At 73.5% G+C, this 14,989-nt stretch carries 12 protein-coding genes; all 12 read right to left on the bottom strand.

The genetic code is table 11. From position 1 onward, the window contains the following. Positions 1-85 precede the first annotated feature (85 nt). Positions 86-709, bottom strand: coding sequence for a response regulator (locus tag E1298_RS11920; RefSeq protein WP_243725530.1), 624 nt, complete (start codon positions 707-709; stop codon positions 86-88). Beyond that, positions 703-1,551: a sensor histidine kinase gene (locus E1298_RS11915; RefSeq protein WP_131892343.1), complete on the bottom strand. Its 849-nt coding sequence runs from the start codon at positions 1,549-1,551 to the stop codon at positions 703-705. The genes E1298_RS11920 and E1298_RS11915 overlap by 7 nt, the downstream gene beginning before the upstream one ends. A 269-nt stretch (positions 1,552-1,820) precedes the next feature. Beyond that, positions 1,821-2,879, bottom strand: a complete 1,059-nt coding sequence (locus tag E1298_RS11910; RefSeq protein WP_207944574.1) for an NAD(P)/FAD-dependent oxidoreductase — start codon at positions 2,877-2,879, stop codon at positions 1,821-1,823. 87 nt (positions 2,880-2,966) lie between these two features. Then, positions 2,967-3,332, bottom strand: a complete 366-nt coding sequence (locus E1298_RS11905) for a nuclear transport factor 2 family protein (protein WP_131892341.1) — start codon at positions 3,330-3,332, stop codon at positions 2,967-2,969. Between the two features lie 78 nt (positions 3,333-3,410). Further along, entirely contained in the window at positions 3,411-5,063 is a 1,653-nt protein-coding gene (locus E1298_RS11900; RefSeq protein ID WP_131892351.1) for an amidohydrolase, read from the bottom strand. Between the two features lie 2 nt (positions 5,064-5,065). Beyond that, positions 5,066-8,086 (bottom strand): aminotransferase class III-fold pyridoxal phosphate-dependent enzyme, encoded by a 3,021-nt coding sequence (locus tag E1298_RS11895; protein WP_165975428.1) that lies wholly within the window; start codon positions 8,084-8,086, stop codon positions 5,066-5,068. Positions 8,087-8,178: 92 nt separating this feature from the next. Next, positions 8,179-9,336 (bottom strand): ABC transporter ATP-binding protein, encoded by a 1,158-nt coding sequence (locus E1298_RS11890; protein WP_131892337.1) that lies wholly within the window; start codon positions 9,334-9,336, stop codon positions 8,179-8,181. Continuing rightward, the gene (locus E1298_RS11885) at positions 9,333-10,154 is read right to left on the bottom strand and encodes an ABC transporter permease (RefSeq protein ID WP_131892335.1); all 822 of its coding nucleotides are present in this window, start codon (positions 10,152-10,154) and stop codon (positions 9,333-9,335) included. Before E1298_RS11885 ends, E1298_RS11890 begins: the two co-directional genes overlap by 4 nt. Continuing rightward, positions 10,147-11,043, bottom strand: a complete 897-nt coding sequence (locus E1298_RS11880) for an ABC transporter permease (RefSeq protein ID WP_131892333.1) — start codon at positions 11,041-11,043, stop codon at positions 10,147-10,149. Before E1298_RS11880 ends, E1298_RS11885 begins: the two co-directional genes overlap by 8 nt. 7 nt (positions 11,044-11,050) lie before the next feature. Then, positions 11,051-12,100: a polyamine ABC transporter substrate-binding protein gene (locus E1298_RS11875; protein WP_165975427.1), complete on the bottom strand. Its 1,050-nt coding sequence runs from the start codon at positions 12,098-12,100 to the stop codon at positions 11,051-11,053. A 63-nt stretch (positions 12,101-12,163) separates the two neighbouring features. After that, entirely contained in the window at positions 12,164-13,480 is a 1,317-nt protein-coding gene (locus E1298_RS11870) for an aminotransferase family protein (RefSeq protein WP_131892329.1), read from the bottom strand. A gap of 10 nt (positions 13,481-13,490) precedes the next feature. Then, complete coding sequence (locus E1298_RS11865) at positions 13,491-14,957, bottom strand: NAD-dependent succinate-semialdehyde dehydrogenase (protein ID WP_131892327.1); 1,467 nt, start codon at positions 14,955-14,957, stop codon at positions 13,491-13,493. Positions 14,958-14,989: the final 32 nt, after the last annotated feature.

Genomic DNA, 14,989 nt, shown 5'->3' with positions numbered 1-14,989 from the left:
TATAAGAGACAGCCCCGCCCTCCCTTCCCTGGGCAACGATCGCGGCCAACGTAGGCCGCCGCCGTCGAGGCCCGGTCGGGGGTCGTCAGAGCTCCGGCTCGATCAGGCCCGCCGCCACCGCGCGGTTCACCGCGTCCAGCCGGGACCCGGCCCCGAGCTTGGCGAACACGCTGCGCAGATGCCGCTTGACGGTCGCCTCGGTCAGCGACAGCCGCGAGGCGATCTGCCGGTTGCTCAGCGCCCGCGCGGTCAGCGCGAGCACCTGCCGCTCCCGCTCGGTCAGCCGCACCGACCGCTCGCCCCGGGGCAGGCTGCGCCGGGACACGCCCAGCACGATCCGGCTCCCGTCGTCCCGCACCGCCCGGATCGCCGCGACCAGTTCCTCCCACGGGACGGTCTTCAGCAGGTAGCCGCGGATCCCCGCGTCCAGGAGGCCCTCCAGCAGCCGCGGGCCCTCGTGCATGCTCAGGATGATCACCTGGGAGTCCGGGGAGCACGCGCGGATGCGCCGGACGGTCGCCGCCGCGTCCGTCCCCGGCATCTCCACGTCCAGCAGCACCACGTGCGGCCTGCTCGCAGCGGCGGCCGCGACGGCCTCCTCCCCGTCCCCCGCCTCGGCGACCACCCGCAGGTCCTCCTGGGTCTCCAGGATCTCCCGGACGCCCTGCCGGACCAGCGTGTGGTCGTCCACGAGCAGGACGGTCAGCACAGCGGCACCCGCAGCTCCACGCACGTCCCCCGGCCGCCCTCGATCGTCACCGTGCCGCCGACGGACTCCGCCCGCTCGCGCATCGAGGTGATCCCCACCCCGGGCTCGCCGGTGAAGCCCCGCCCGTCGTCGCTGACCCGGCCCCGCAGCAGCCGCGTCCCCACGTCGACCTCGACCACGATCCGCGAGGCGTCCCCGTGCGCGATCGCGTTCCGGACGGCCTGCCGGAGCACGAAGAACGCCTCCGTCAGCACCTCCGGCGGCGCGTGGTCCCCCTCGCCGGCGACCCACAGCCGCAGCCGCGGGTCCGCGACGGCCACCACGTGCTCGCGCAGCGCCTCCCGCAGATCGGTGACCGGCTCCAGCACCAGCTCCGAGGTGATCTCCCGGAGCCGGTCCATCGCCCCGACGATCGCCTGCTCGGCGGCGTCGGACCCGCTGCCCCCCATCAGGCTCCGCAGCTCGATCCGCCGGAGCGCCACCGTCAGCTCCTCGCCGAGCCGGTCGTGCAGCTCCCGCGCGATCCGCCGCCGCTCCTCCTGCCGGGTCCGGGCGACGTGGCGCCGCTCCAGGCTCTCGTTCAGGGCCGCCAGGGCGGTGGCGAACGGCTCGGCGAGGCCGGGATCGTCCCTCAGGCGCCGCGCGGCCCACCGGGCGAAGCACTCGCTGAGCGTCCGCCCGCCGCCCCGTCCGGCGCCGTCCCTCACACCGGCCACGACGTCGTCGAGCACCTCACCGGCCTCGGGCGGGGCGCCCTCGCACCGCGAGACGATCTCCGCGCGGTCGGCCTCGACGAGGGCGGCGAATCGGCGGGCGGCATCGCGGCGGGGCTGTGGAGTCATCCAAGTTCCCGAGGGGAGAGGACCATGGCGACGGTCGCTTTACCCACCAGATCGGCTTTCTCACCTTTCGCCCCGGAAACCGGATCACGGGCGCGGGCGGTGATCAGCGCGGGCGGGCCTCCGTCCACCAGGCAGGCCGCCTCTCCCCCTGGTCCTCCCGATCACGAAGATATATCCGCCGCCCCGAGGACACACCGTTCCGGATATCCCCCGGGAAGCCGAGCGGAATGTCGCCAAAAATGCGCGTATACCCGTATCCGCTCGCGGCGTCAGAGACCATGGCGACGGTCGCCGAGGACGCGTTCGCAGGACTCGCGCTCCATGGCCGCGGAGAACGGGGCGCGGCGGGCGTCCACGGCCCGGCGGGTGTCCTCGGCGACCAGGTCGGCGTTCATCGCCGCCGCCGCGCGCGTCCCGGCGTTCGCGGAGCCGATGACGGTCTCGGCGACATTGGCGACGTTGCCCGCCGCCCACACGCCCGGCACCGCGGTCGCGCCCGACGGGTCGACTGGGACGTAGGTGCCCAGCACGTGCCCCTTCATCTCCATCTCGGCGGTCTCAAGGCCCAGGCCGGTCAGGACGCCGGCGCGGACGGTGGACAGCGGCGCCACGACCAGGGCACGGACGGCCACGGCGCGCCCGCCCGCGAGGACGACGCCGGTCAGCCGGTCCTCCTCGACCCGCAGTCCCTCGACCCGGCCGTCGGCCAACGCGATACCGCGGGCGGCGAGGCGCTCGCAGGCGTCGTCGTCCGGCTCCGGGGCCGTGTGGAGGAACAGTGTCACGTGCTCGCTCCACTGCCTCCACAGCAGCGCCTGCTCCACGCCCATCGGGCCGGTGGCGAGGACGCCGATGGGCTGGTCGCGCACCTCCCAGCCATGGCAGTAGGGGCAGTGCAGCACCTCGCGCCCCCACCGCTGGGCCAGCCCCGGGACGTCGGGCAGCTCGTCGGCCAGGCCGGTCGTCACCAGCAGGCGCCTGGCGAGCACCGAGCGGCCGTCCGAGAGCTCCACCCGGAACCCGCCGTCCTCCTCGCGCCGCGCCGCCGCCACGGTGCCCTCGGCGAGTTCGCCGCCGTATCCGGCCATCTCGCGGCGGCCCCGGGCGAGCAGTTCCCCGGGCGGGACGCCCTCCTGCCCCAGGTAGTTGTGCACCCCGTCCGCCGGGCCGTTGCGCGGCTCCCCGGCGTCGACGACCAGCACCGAGCGCCGCGCCCGGCCCAGGGTGAGCGCCGCGCTCAGCCCGGCCGCACCGCCCCCGGCCACCACGACGTCGTACCGGCGCGTGCCCTCCGGCGAGTCCATCGCCCGTTCTGCTTGTTCGCTCATGCCTCATACCTCCCCATCAGGGAAATCATCGGCGATCGAGCAACAGAACGACAAATCGCATTGCCAAAGTAGCAAAATGAGGCGTGTTCACCTTGGGGTCTGCTGGTGCAGGGCCATCTTCCAGCCGTCGTCGCGGAGCACGTACAGGCTGCTGACGAGGGCGGAGTACTCCGGCGAGCCCTCCCGGCGGGCCACCGCTCCGTAGGTCACCAGGCCCGTGCCGGACGCCGGACGGAGCACCCGCGGCTCCTCCAGCCGGTGCTCCGCCCATGGCGGGCCGCTCATCGACCGCACGATCTCCGCCCGGTCCGTCAGCCGCATCCCGCCCGGCAGCAGCATGACCACCTCGCCGTCCAGGACGCGGCCGTAGAAGTCCGCGGCGGCCGCGCCGCCGGTGGACAGCGCCCGCCAGCCCGCGCGCTCCAGCTCGATGAGCTCGTCCTCGTCCGCCATCGTCCGCTCCTTTCGGTGATCAGACGAGGTCCTCCCCACTGTGCCGCCTGCAGAACACCCTTCGCATGAACGATTCGGCTATGCGTCCCGGTTGTGGACGATCCGGCCGCCCGCGATGGTCAGGACGGGCGTGACGTGCTGGAGCATGTCGTCCTCGACCGTCATGACGTCCCCGTCCAGGACGACGAGGTCGGCGAGGCGGCCGGGGGCGAGCGAGCCCTTGCGCCGCTCGGCGTGCTCGAAGTGGGCGCCCGCCGTGGTCCACAGGCGGAGCGCCTGCTCGCGGGTGAGCCGCAGGTCCTGCGGGACGTCGGCGAACGGGCCCGGGGCGGCGCCGACGAAGGTGGCGACGCCGCGCCGCCAGTCGGGGAAGGTGACCGGCGCGTCCGAGCTGTCGGCGACGTGGACGCCCGCGGCGAGCAGCGCGCCGGCGGGGAAGGCCCGCGCCCACCGGTCGGCGCCGATGGAGCGGGTCATCGACGCGCCGCTGTGCGACTTCATCAGCGAGCTGGTGATCACGCCGATGCCGTGCTCGGCCAGCCGGGCGTAGGACTCCTCCGACAGCAGGGTCCCGTGGATGAGGGCGTGCCGCGCCTCCGGCCACGGGTCGGCCTTGAGCGCGCGGACCATGCCGTCGATGGCCGCGTCCGCCGCCCGGTCGCCCGTGACGTGCACCTGGGCCTGGAGCCGGTGCCGGTGGACGAGCTCGATCAGGCGCATGAGCTCCTCGTAGCGGGCGTCCTCGTCGTCGCCGTGGGTGACGAGGTGGCCGTGGCCGCCCTCGGGGTAGGGCCGGTGCAGCCAGGCGGTGCACTGGGTGGGCACCCCGTCGGCGAACAGCTTGCAGCCGCCGATCCGCAGCCAGTCGTCGCCGAGCCCGGTGGACACCCCCGCGTAGCCCAGCGCCGTCGCCAGGCCCTCGGACGTGCTGGACGGCGACGGCCAGTCCCAGTGCAGCAGCGCGTTGACACGCACCGTCATGCGGCCCTGCCGGTGCAGGGTGATGTAGTCGCGCAGGAGCTCCGGCCACACGATCGGGTCGGTGACGCTCGTGATGCCGAGCGCGTTCAGCGTCGCCATCGCCGAGACGATCGCGTCCAGCCGCTCCCGCTCCGAATGCGCCGGGACGTGCCGGGTGACCAGCTCCTTCGCCGACTCCAGAAGCAGGCCGGTGGGCTCGCCGTCCGGGCCGGCGACGATGTGCCCGCCCGCCGGGGCGGGGGTGTCGCGCGTGATCCCGGCCAGGCGCAGCGCGGCGGTGTTGACCAGGATCGAGTGCCGCGACGCGTGGTGCAGGATCGCCGGGCGGTCCCCGGTGGCCGCGTCGATCAGGGTGCGGTGCGGGCCGGGCTCCCCGTCGAACTCGGGGATGTTCGCCTCGCGCCAGCCCTCGCCCACCAGCCAGTCGCCGCCGCCGGGGCCGGGCGGCGCCTCGGCGAGCGCGCCGCGCAGGTCCTCCAGCGAGGCGATGCCGTTCAGGTCCGCCGAGTACGGCGGCCCGGCGAGGCCGAACATCGCCAGATGCAGGTGCGCGTCGTTGATGCCCGGCAGCACCGTCCGCCCGGCGAGGTCGATAACGGTGGTGGACGGGCCCGCGAGCGCCCGCACGTCGCCGTCGCCGCCCACGGCGAGGATCCGGTCGCCGGACACCGCGACCGCGGTCGCGGTCCGGGACTCCTCGTCCAGCGTGAGGACGTTGCCGCCGAGCAGCACCAGGTCGGCGTCGGTCATGGTCACCAGCCCTCCTCTAGGACGGCGTCCAGCGCCGCCGCGAACTCGTCGGCGTGGGCGGGCGTGAACGTCAGCGGCGGCTTGAGCTTGAGGATGTTCCAGGCCGGGCCGGTCGGATACACCAGCGCCCCCCGGTCCTTGAGCCGCTCGCAGATGATCAGCGTCTCCTCCGAGGCCGGCTCCTTGGTCTCGCGGTCGCGGACGAACTCGACACCGCTGTAGAAGCCCTGGCCGCGCACGTCGCCGATCAGCTCGTGCCGGTCCGCGAGCGCCGCCAGCCGCTCCCGCAGGTACTCCCCGGTCACCAGCGCGTTGTGCTGGAGCCCCTCGTCCTCCACGATGTTCAGCAGCTCCAGTCCCACCGCGCAGGCGACCGGGTTGCCGCCGTAGGTGGAGAAGAACCGCCCGGCCGGGTCGAACGCCCGCGAGATCTCCCGCGTGGTGACCATCGCCGCCATCGGGAACCCGTTGCCGATGGCCTTGCCCATCGTCACGAAGTCCGGGACGATGTCCGCGCCCTGCGTCTGGAACCCCCAGAACGCCTCGCCGAGCCGGCCGAACCCGACCTGCACCTCGTCGGCGATCGTCAGCGCCCCGTGCCGCGACGCCGCCGCGAAGACCGGCGCGAGGTAGCCGGGCGGCAGGACCACCTGCCCGCCGCCCGCCAGCAGCGCCTCGAACAGGTACGCCGCCGGCGGACGGCCCTCGGCGGCGAGCCGGTCGAAGGTCTCGATCACGTGGCCCGCGTACCGGGCGCCCGCGTCCGGGTCGTCGTACCCGTACAGGCCCCGGTAGCGGTCCGGCACGGGCGTGGGGTGGGTGGTGTCGGGCTTGCCGTAGTGCCGGTAGCGGGACGGGCTCACGTCCGCGACGACCGAGGTGTACCCGTGGTAGGCGTCGTCGATGATGACGACGTCCTCCCGCTTGGTGAGGTAGCGGGACATGCGCAGCGCCAGGTCGTTGGCCTCGCTGCCGGAGTTGACGAAGTACACGACGTCCAGGCCGTCCGGCAGCGTCGCGGTGAGCCGCTCGGCGTACTCCGACAGCACGTCGTAGACGAACCTGGTGTTGGTGTTCAGCCTGCCGAGCTGCCGGTTCGCCACCTCGACCAGCCGGGGGTGGCTGTGCCCGACCAGGGTGACGTTGTTCAGCGCGTCGAGGTAGGACCGGCCGCGCTCGTCGTAGAACCGGCAGTCGCGCGCGCGGACCATGGCGATCGGGCGGCTGAAGTAGGTCGGGTGGCTCTCGGGCAGGTGCTCGTGCCTGCCGCGCAGCGCCCGGTCGGCGGTGGGCGTCCAGGCGGTGACCGCGTCCTGCTCGCCGAGCAGCGGGGTCGGGTCGGGGAACAGCTCCCGCCACATCTCGCGCTCGTGGTCGGGCGCCCGGTGCGGCACGGCCGTCCACGCCGCGACCGGCACGGCCGTCGCCTGGATCCGGACGCGCGGCGGCAGCCCGTCGCCGGTGTCGGACGAGACGCGGCCGATCGGGGCGCCCGCGGTCACCTCCTCGCCGGGGGCCAGGTCGGTGGACAGCCCGGTGTAGAGCGTCCCGAACCGCACGCCGTCGGACGGTTCGTGCCACAGCACCAGGTCGGTGCCCGCGACGCCGGCGCCGTCCACGCGTCCGGCCAGCGGCGCGCGGACGGGGGTGCCCGCCGGGGCGAAGACGTCGAGCCCGAGTTCGATGTCGCCGCCGCCCTCGCCGCGCTTGCGGGGCGCGAGGAACCTCGGCTCGCCGTAGCGGGCCACCGGCACGCCGGGACGGTGCGCGAGGATGCCCGCGCGGGCGGCGGCGCGCAGCGAGTCCGGCTCGCGCGGGTCGGCGCCGTCGAAGCACTCGCCGGTCACGCCGAGGTCGACCGCGCCGAGCGGCCCCTCGACCGGCGCCGTCGCGGACGCGGCGCCGCCGGCCAGCCACGCCGCGGCGGGCGCGGTGGCGGGGTGCGCGGGCAGCCCGCACGCCCGCCGGAGGGCGGCGGTGCCCACCTCGGCCGGGATCCCGCTCAGCAGGCGGACGAGGTCGGCGGCGGCGGCCGACCGGTGCCGGGGGTCGCCGTGCCGCCGCCCGGCGTCGAGCCGGGCGGTGGTCGCCGCGACCAACGCCGATCGCACGGCGATCAGCGGGAACAGCAGGTCGATCTCGTCCTCGCCGAGCGGGCGGGCGCCGTGGTAGGCGGCGGTGAGTGCCGCCGCCACCCCTAGCGGGCGGTCCGCGCCGCGCATCGCGCTGGAGGCCAGCACCGCGAGGTCGGCGATCCGCGGGGCGGCCGCCGCGTCCCCGAAGTCGATCACACCGGACACCCGGCGCCACGGGCCGTCCCGGCCGGTCAGCACGTTGAACGCATTGAGGTCGTGGTGGACGACCGCCACCGGCAGCCCGCCGAGGCGCTCGTCCAGCACGGGCAGGTGGCGCGCCTGGATCCGGCCGAGCGCCGCCCGCAGGTCCGGGTCGCGGACATGCGGGACCGACCCGGCCAGCGCCGCGCCCGAGTGCGCGAACTCCCAGTAGTGCGGGTCGGGCGGCTCGGGGTGCGCGAACGTCGCCATGGCCTCGGCCAGCCGCCCGGCGGCCGCGCCGACGTCGGCGAGCAGCTCGGGCGACCTGCGCGGCGCCTCGGCCAGCGGCGTGCCCGGCACCCAGGTCAGCAGCCGCACCAGCAGGCCGTCCACGACCGTGGCCGCCTCGCCCGACCGGCTCCGGACGACCCGCGGGACCGCGAAGCCCAGCCGCCGGTCCGCCAGATGCCCGAGCAGCGCCGCCTGGAACTCGGCGGCCCGCCGCTCGGCCACGGTGGTGATCTTCAGGACGTACTCGGCGCCGGCGTCGTCCACGACATGGGTGTTGCGGTCGGTCTCCCCGGCGAGCGGCCGGAGCGCGGCGGCGCCGAGGCCGTAGACGTCGCGCAGGACGTCCCGCATGAACGCGTCGGTCACCTCGGGAACGCCGGCGGTGATGCGCTCGAAGCGCGCGTCGGCCGCGCCGCCGTCCTCGGTCACGGTGCGGTCGTCGGTGTGCGGTGGCACGGACTGGTCTCCCATCGCCGGGGGCGTGAGCGGGCTTCGGATGTCATGGTTCATGCGCCTGCGTTCATGCTCTTCGGTTCATGCCTTCGGGTTCACGCGTCCGCGGTGACCTCCGCCGCCGCGACGTGCGGGGCCGGGTCCCGGCCGCCGTCCTGGGCCGGGACGACCGCCTGGTGCAGCGGGTCCCAGCTCACGATGACGCCCTCCCCCGGCATCGCGGGCAGCGGCGAGCCCACCGCGTGGGTCGCCGTGCCGGTGCTGCCGTCGTCGAAGCGCAGCCCCACCTGGTGGCGGTCGCCGACGTACACGATCTCGGTGACGGTCGCGCCGATGTGGTTGTGCCCGGAGGCGACCTCCGCCGCGTCGACGTGCAGCGCCAGGCGCTCGGGCCGGACGACCGCGACCATCTCGGCCCGGTCGAGCCGCGGGTCCAGCTCCGGCGCCCGCAGCCCGTGGGCGCCGCACCGCAGGACGCCCGCGGCCCGGTCGACCGTCCCGCGGAAGCAGTTCGACTCGCCGAGGAACTGCGCGACGAACAGCGTCTCCGGCCGCTCGTACAGCTCGGCCGGGGCGCCGACCTGCTCGATCCGGCCCTCGTTGAACACCGCGATGCGGTCGGAGAGGGTGAGGGCCTCGTGCTGGTCGTGGGTGACGAAGATGAAGGTCATGCCGAGCTCGCGGTGCATCCTGGCGATCTCGCGCTGGAGCTGGTCGCGCAGCTTGCGGTCCAGCGCCCCGAGCGGCTCGTCCATCAGCAGCGCCCGCGGCTCGTACACCACGGCGCGGGCCAGGGCCACGCGCTGCTGCTGCCCGCCGGACAGCTGGCCGGGCAGCCGGTCGGCGTAGTCGCCCAGGTGGACGAGCTCCAGCGTCTCGGCGACCTTGGCGGCGATGTCGGGCTTGGACATCTTGCGCTGCTGGAGCGGGAACGCCACGTTCCTGGCCACGCTCATGTGCGGGAACAGGGCGTACTGCTGGAACACCACGCCCAGGTCGCGCTTGTGCGGCTTCAGCCGGGACACCTCGCGGCCGTCGATCTCGATGGACCCGGCCGACACCGACACGAACCCGGCGAGCATCGACAGGATCGTCGTCTTCCCCGATCCGGACGGGCCGAGCAGGGTCATGAACTCGCCGTCGGCGATGTCGAGGGACACATCGTCCACGGCGGGACGCGCCGTTCCCGAATAGACCTTGGAGACCCCCTTGATGCGGATTCCGCGGCTGCTGTCGTTGCTGGTCGTGCTCATCGTGTCCTCCGCTCGCGGCGAACGAACTGCGGGACGAGCAGGATGAGGGTGGTGACGACCACCATCAGGCTCGACGCCGCAGCGATGGTGGGATCGATCTCCAGGGTGATCGAGTTGTACATCTGCACCGGCAGGGTCTGGATGTCGGGTGTCTGCAGGAACAGCGCGACGACCACCTCGTCCAGCGAGGTGACGAACGCGAAGGCGAAGCCGGACAGCACGCCCGGCGCCACCAGCGGCACGGTGATGCGGAAGAAGGTCGTCCAGGGGGTGGCGCCGAGGGTGGCGGCGGCGACGTCCATCGTGCGGTCGTAGCCGGCCAGGCTGGTCGACACGGCCGTCACGACGAACGGCAGCGCCAGCACGGTGTGGGCCAGCACGAACCCGATGGCCGTCCCGTTGAGCTGCCAGCGCAGGAACACCCCGTAGATCGCCACCGCGACCACGATCCCCGGCATGATCATCGGGGCCATCAGCATCGACCGGACGATGCCGATGCCGCGGAACCGGGACCGGGTGAGGCCGAGCGCGACCGCGACGCCGAGCACGGTCGCCGTGAGCGCCACCAGCAGCCCGATCTGCACCGAGGTGAGCAGCGCGTACATCCACTTCTCCGAGCCGAAGAACGACCTGTACCAGCGCAGCGACCACGACTCGGGCGGGAACTTGAAGGTGTCGGCGCCCGAGAAGCTCATCGGGATCACCACCACCGTCGGGGTGATCAGCAGCAGCGCGGTCAGCGCGACGGCCGTCTTCAGGCCCCAGCCGAGGCCGCCCTCGGCGCTGCCCTTCGCGCGGCCCGCCGTCATCTCAGTCATTCCCCACCGCCTTTCCGAGGGCCCTGGCCGGCCCGGCGAACCGGGAGACCGCGAACAGCACCAGCAGCGTCGTCGCCAGCAGCACCGTGCCCAGCGCGCCGCCGCCGCCGAAGTCCAGCAGCTTGCTGACCCGCTCGCCGATCACCTGCGAGACCAGCGACTGCTGCGGCGAGCCCAGCAGCGCCGGGGTGATGTAGAAGCCGAGCGTCATGATGAACACCAGCGAGAAGCCGGAGAGCACGCCCGGCACCGACAGCGGCAGGTACACCCGCGCGAACGCCCGCCACCGGGGCGCGCCGAGACTGCCGGCCGCGTCCAGCAGGCGCCGGTCGATCCCCTCCATGCCGCCGTACAGCGGCAGCACCATGAAGGGCAGCATGACCTGCACCATCGCCAGCGCCACGCCGCCTACCGTGCCGAGCAGCACGACGCCGTCGAAGCCGATCGCGCCGAGGATCCGCTCGATCGGCCCGCCGCGCCGCTCCAGCATGTACCAGGCGAAGTTGCGGGCCATCAGCGACGTCCAGAACGGCAGCAGGACGATCACCGTCAGCACGCCCCGGGCCCGCGGGCCGACCCGCGTCATCGCGTAGGCGTACGGGTAGGCGATCACCAGCGTGGAGACGGCCACGATCAGCGCCGTGACGAGCGTCCGCACGAGCACCTTGACCGAGACGCCGTCGTGCAGCATCGCGGTGTAGTTGCCCAGGCCCACATCGGGGTCGGTGAAGCTGCGCCACACGATCGTGGCGATCGGGTAGAAGAAGAACACCATCAGCAGCGCGGCCGCCGGCAGGATGAGCCAGGCCGCGCGGCGCCGGGGGCGCTGCGCCGCGACCCCCTCAGGCGCCGCCGCCGGCCTCGCCGCCGTGGTCGTCGTGGTCGTCATCGTCGCCTCACCCGGCGAGCCAAGCGGTGTAGCGCTTGGTGACCTCGTCGAAGTTCTTGCCCCACCAGGCGGAGTCGGACCGCACGATGGAGCCCCGGCGCTCGGGCGTGTAGGGGTTGATCCGCTGCTGGAACGGGTCGTAGTTCGGCGTGATGTTCTCGTTGATCGGCTGGACCGACGCCAGTTCCGCCAGCTTGGCCGACGGCTTGTCCTTGGAGGCGAACGCGATGAACTTCATCGCCTCCTCCTTGTTCGGAGCGCCCTTGGGCACCACGAGGTCGTCCCAGTTGACGACCGTCTTGTCCCAGACGGGCTCGAACGGCGCCCCCGCCTTGAGCGCCTGGTAGGCGCGGGCCGACAGCACCAGCCCCATGTCCACCTGCCGGTCGACCAGCATCTGCTGCATCTGCCCGTAGGTCTTGGCGAACGTGGTGACCTTCTTGATCGGCTCCAGCTTGCGGAAGGCGCGGTCCAGGTCCAGCGGGTAGAGCTTGTCCCGGGGGACGCCGTCGGCCAGCAGCGCGGCCTCCAGCAGCCCCACCGCGATCTCCGGCGGCACGATCCGCCGTCCGGGGAACTTCTTGACGTCGAAGAAGTCCGTGATCGTGGTCGGCTGGTTCCCGGTGTACTTCTTCTTGTCGAACATGAAGATCAGGCTGTAGAAGTACGCGGGAACGCCGCACTCGCCGACGGTCCCCTTCGGGAACGCGTTCTTGTCGATGATGGAGAAGTCGAGCTTCTCGACGTACTTGCCGCAGTACTGCTCGGCGGCCGCGGCGCTGGTGTCGACGACGTCCCAGCTCACCTTCTTCGCCTCGACCATCGTCCGCAGCCGCGCCTCGTCGACGGGGCCGTCGTTGCGGATCTTCACCTTGGTCTCGGCGGTGAAGGGATCCTGCCACGCCTTCTTCTGGTAGTCCTGGAAGGGGCTCCCGGTCGACACGAAGGTCAGCGTGCCGCTGGTGCTCTCCGGATTGCCGATGCCGCAGGCCGCGGCCGCGGTCACGGCAAGACAGGCGGCCGCCGCCCTGGTCTTGGTGCCTGTGTTGAGACGCACGGTGTCCTCCGGGTGGGGTGCGTACAAGTCGTGCATGGGGTGGGATTCCGGCGTTGCCGGGTGTTATCGGGCGGCCTCGACCTGTTCGGTCAGCACCCTCGCGAGCGTGTCCACCTGCTCCTCCGTGATCACCAGAGGAGGGGACAGGACGATGCTGGTGCCGGACGCCCGGACGATGACGCCCGCCGCCCGCGCTCCTGCCTGGACCCCGGAGGTGTCTCCCCCGGTGAACTCCACGCCGAGCATCAGCCCGACGCCGCGCACTTCGAGGACGTGGTCCAGTCTCTCCAGCGGGCGCAGCGCGTCCAGCAGCCGCCGGCCGAGCCGGTCGGCCCGCTCCAGAAGCCCCTCGCGCCGCAGGATCTCGATGTTGGCGAGCGCCACGGCGGCGCCCACCGGGTGGCCGTTGTAGGTGAACCCGTGCAGGAACGAGGCGCCCTCGGCCAGTTCGAGCACCCGCTCACCGATCAGCACGGCTCCCATGGGGATATACCCGCTGGACAGGCCCTTAGCAGTGACGATGATGTCCGGCTCGATGCCGTAGCGCTCGCTGGCGAACCAGTGGCCGGTCCGGCCGAACGCGGTGACGATCTCGTCGGCGATCAGCAGGATGCCGTGGCGGCGCAGCACCTCCCGCACCCGCGGCCAGTAGCCGTCCGGGGGCGGCACCATGCCGCCGACGCCGAGCACCGGCTCGCCGATGAACGCGGCGATCCGCTCCGGCCCGATCTCCTCGATGCGCTGCTCCAGCTCGGCGATCAGCCGGTCGGCCGCCACCGCGTCGCCGGACAGGGCGTGCGGCTTGCCGAGGAACTCGATGCCTGGGACGAGGGGCCCGTACCCGGCGCGCAGCCGGTCGATCCCCGTCGCGGCCAGCGAGCCGCCGCCCATGCCGTGGTAGCCGCCCGTGCGGGCGAGCACGACGACCCGCTCGGGGCGGCCGGCGTGGTGGTGCGCCAGCCGGGCCAGCTTGATCGCCGTCTCGGTGCCCTCGGACCCGCCGCTGGTGAAGAAGACCCGCCGCATCCCGGCGGGCGCCAGCTCCAGCAGGCGCTCGGCCAGCCGGATCGACGGCTCGTTGGAGTAGTCGCCGAAGGAGGAGTAGAACTCCAGCTTGGCGATCTGCTCGGCGGCGGCGTCGGCCAGCTCCCGGCGGCCGTGGCCCACCGGGCACTGCCACAGCCCGCAGGTGCCGTCGATGTAGGAGCGGCCTTCGACGTCCCACACGATCGCGCCCTCGCCCCGGTCGAGGACCAGGGGCTCGGCCGGCGCGCCGATCACGCTGTGCGGATGGACCAGCGTGCGGGCGTCCAGCTCGGCGAGCTCCCGCGCGCGGCCGGCCTCGGACCGGGCCGGGGTGGTCTGCTGTCCCGTCGTCATGACACCGTCCTCACAGCTTCATCGAAACGGACTTGGTCTCCAGGTAGGCGTCGATGCCCTCGCTGCCGCCCTCGCGCTCCTGCCCGCTGTTCTTCATCCCGCCGAACGGCAGCTCCGGACGGACGGGGGCGGCGTCGTTCACCGCGACGATCCCGAACTCCAGCCGGTCCACCGCCCGCCACACCCGGGCGAGCCCCGAGCCGAAGACGTAGGCCGCCAGCCCGTACTCGGTGGCGTTGGCCCGCTCGATGGCCTCATCGTCGTCGTCGAAGAGGTAGACCGGCAGCACCGGCCCGAACGTCTCCTCCGAGCTGATCAGCATGCTGTCGTCCGCGCCGGTCAGGACGGTCGGCTCGTAGAAGGCGCCGGTGAGGCCGGGCCGGGCGCCCTCGCCGGGCGGCGGGGTCCACCGGCGGCCGCCCGCCGCGACGGTGGCGCCGCGCTTGACCGCGTCGGCGACGTGCCGCTCGACCTTGTCCAGGCCGGCGAAGTCGATCAGCGGGCCGAGCGTCGTGCCCTCGTCGGCGCCGTGCCCGGGCCGCAGGGCCGCGACCCGCTCCAGCAGCAGCGGCAGGAACGCCTCGTACACCCCCCGCTGGACGAACAGCCGGTTGACCGCGATGCAGCTCTGCCCGGCGTTGGCGAACTTCGCGGCGGCGGCGGCCGCCGCCGCGGCCGGCAGGTCGGCGTCGTCGAACACGATGGCCGGCGAGTGCCCGCCCAGCTCCAGCGAGGTGCGCCGCAGGTGGCCTTCGGTGGCGCGGATCAGGCTCAGGCCGACGTCGGTCGAGCCGGTGAAGCTCACCTTGCGCAGGCGCGGGTCGGCGAGCAGGGCGCCCACCACCTCCGCCGGGCGCGTCGTGGTGATCGACTGCAGCACGCCCGGGGGCAGCTCGCCCGCCTCGGCGATCAGGCGCACCAGCTCGGTGCCGATCATCGGGGTCTGCTCGGCGGGCTTGACGATCACCGGGCAGCCGGCCGCGAGGGCCAGCGCGACCTTGCGGACGAGCATGCTCGCCGGGAAGTTCCACGGGGTGATCGCGAGCGCGGGGCCGACCGGCGAGCGGAGCACCAGCCCCGGGCCGCCGGCGGCGCGCGCCGTCACCCGGCCGTCGGCCCGCCTGCCCTCCTCGGCGGCCCAGTCGAGCATCCGGGCGCTGCCCATGATCTCGCCGCGGGCCTCGTGGAGCGGCTTGCCGTTCTCGCCGGTCATCAGCGCCGCGAGCTCGTCGGCCCGGGCGCGGACCCGGGACGCGGCGGCGCGCAGCCTGGTGGCGCGGTCCTCGGCGGTCGTCTCACGCCAGGAGGGGGCGGCCGCGCAGGCGGCGTCGAGGGCCGCGAGCGCCTCCTGCGGCCCGGCGTCGGCGGCTCGCGCGACGACCTCCAGCGTCGCCGGATCCACCACCTCGAAGGCGGAGGCCCCCGCTCGCCACTCCCCATCGATGAGCAGGGTGGCGGTGGACGGGTCTACGGGCATGGTGTGGCCCTCCTCGTGATCTGCGATACGCC

The organism is Actinomadura rubrisoli (genome assembly GCF_004349215.1).
In the GTDB taxonomy this organism is placed as follows: domain Bacteria; phylum Actinomycetota; class Actinomycetes; order Streptosporangiales; family Streptosporangiaceae; genus Spirillospora; species Spirillospora rubrisoli.
The sequence above is the reverse complement of the archived record's forward strand: the minus strand, read 5'-3'. Positions and strand labels throughout refer to the sequence as shown.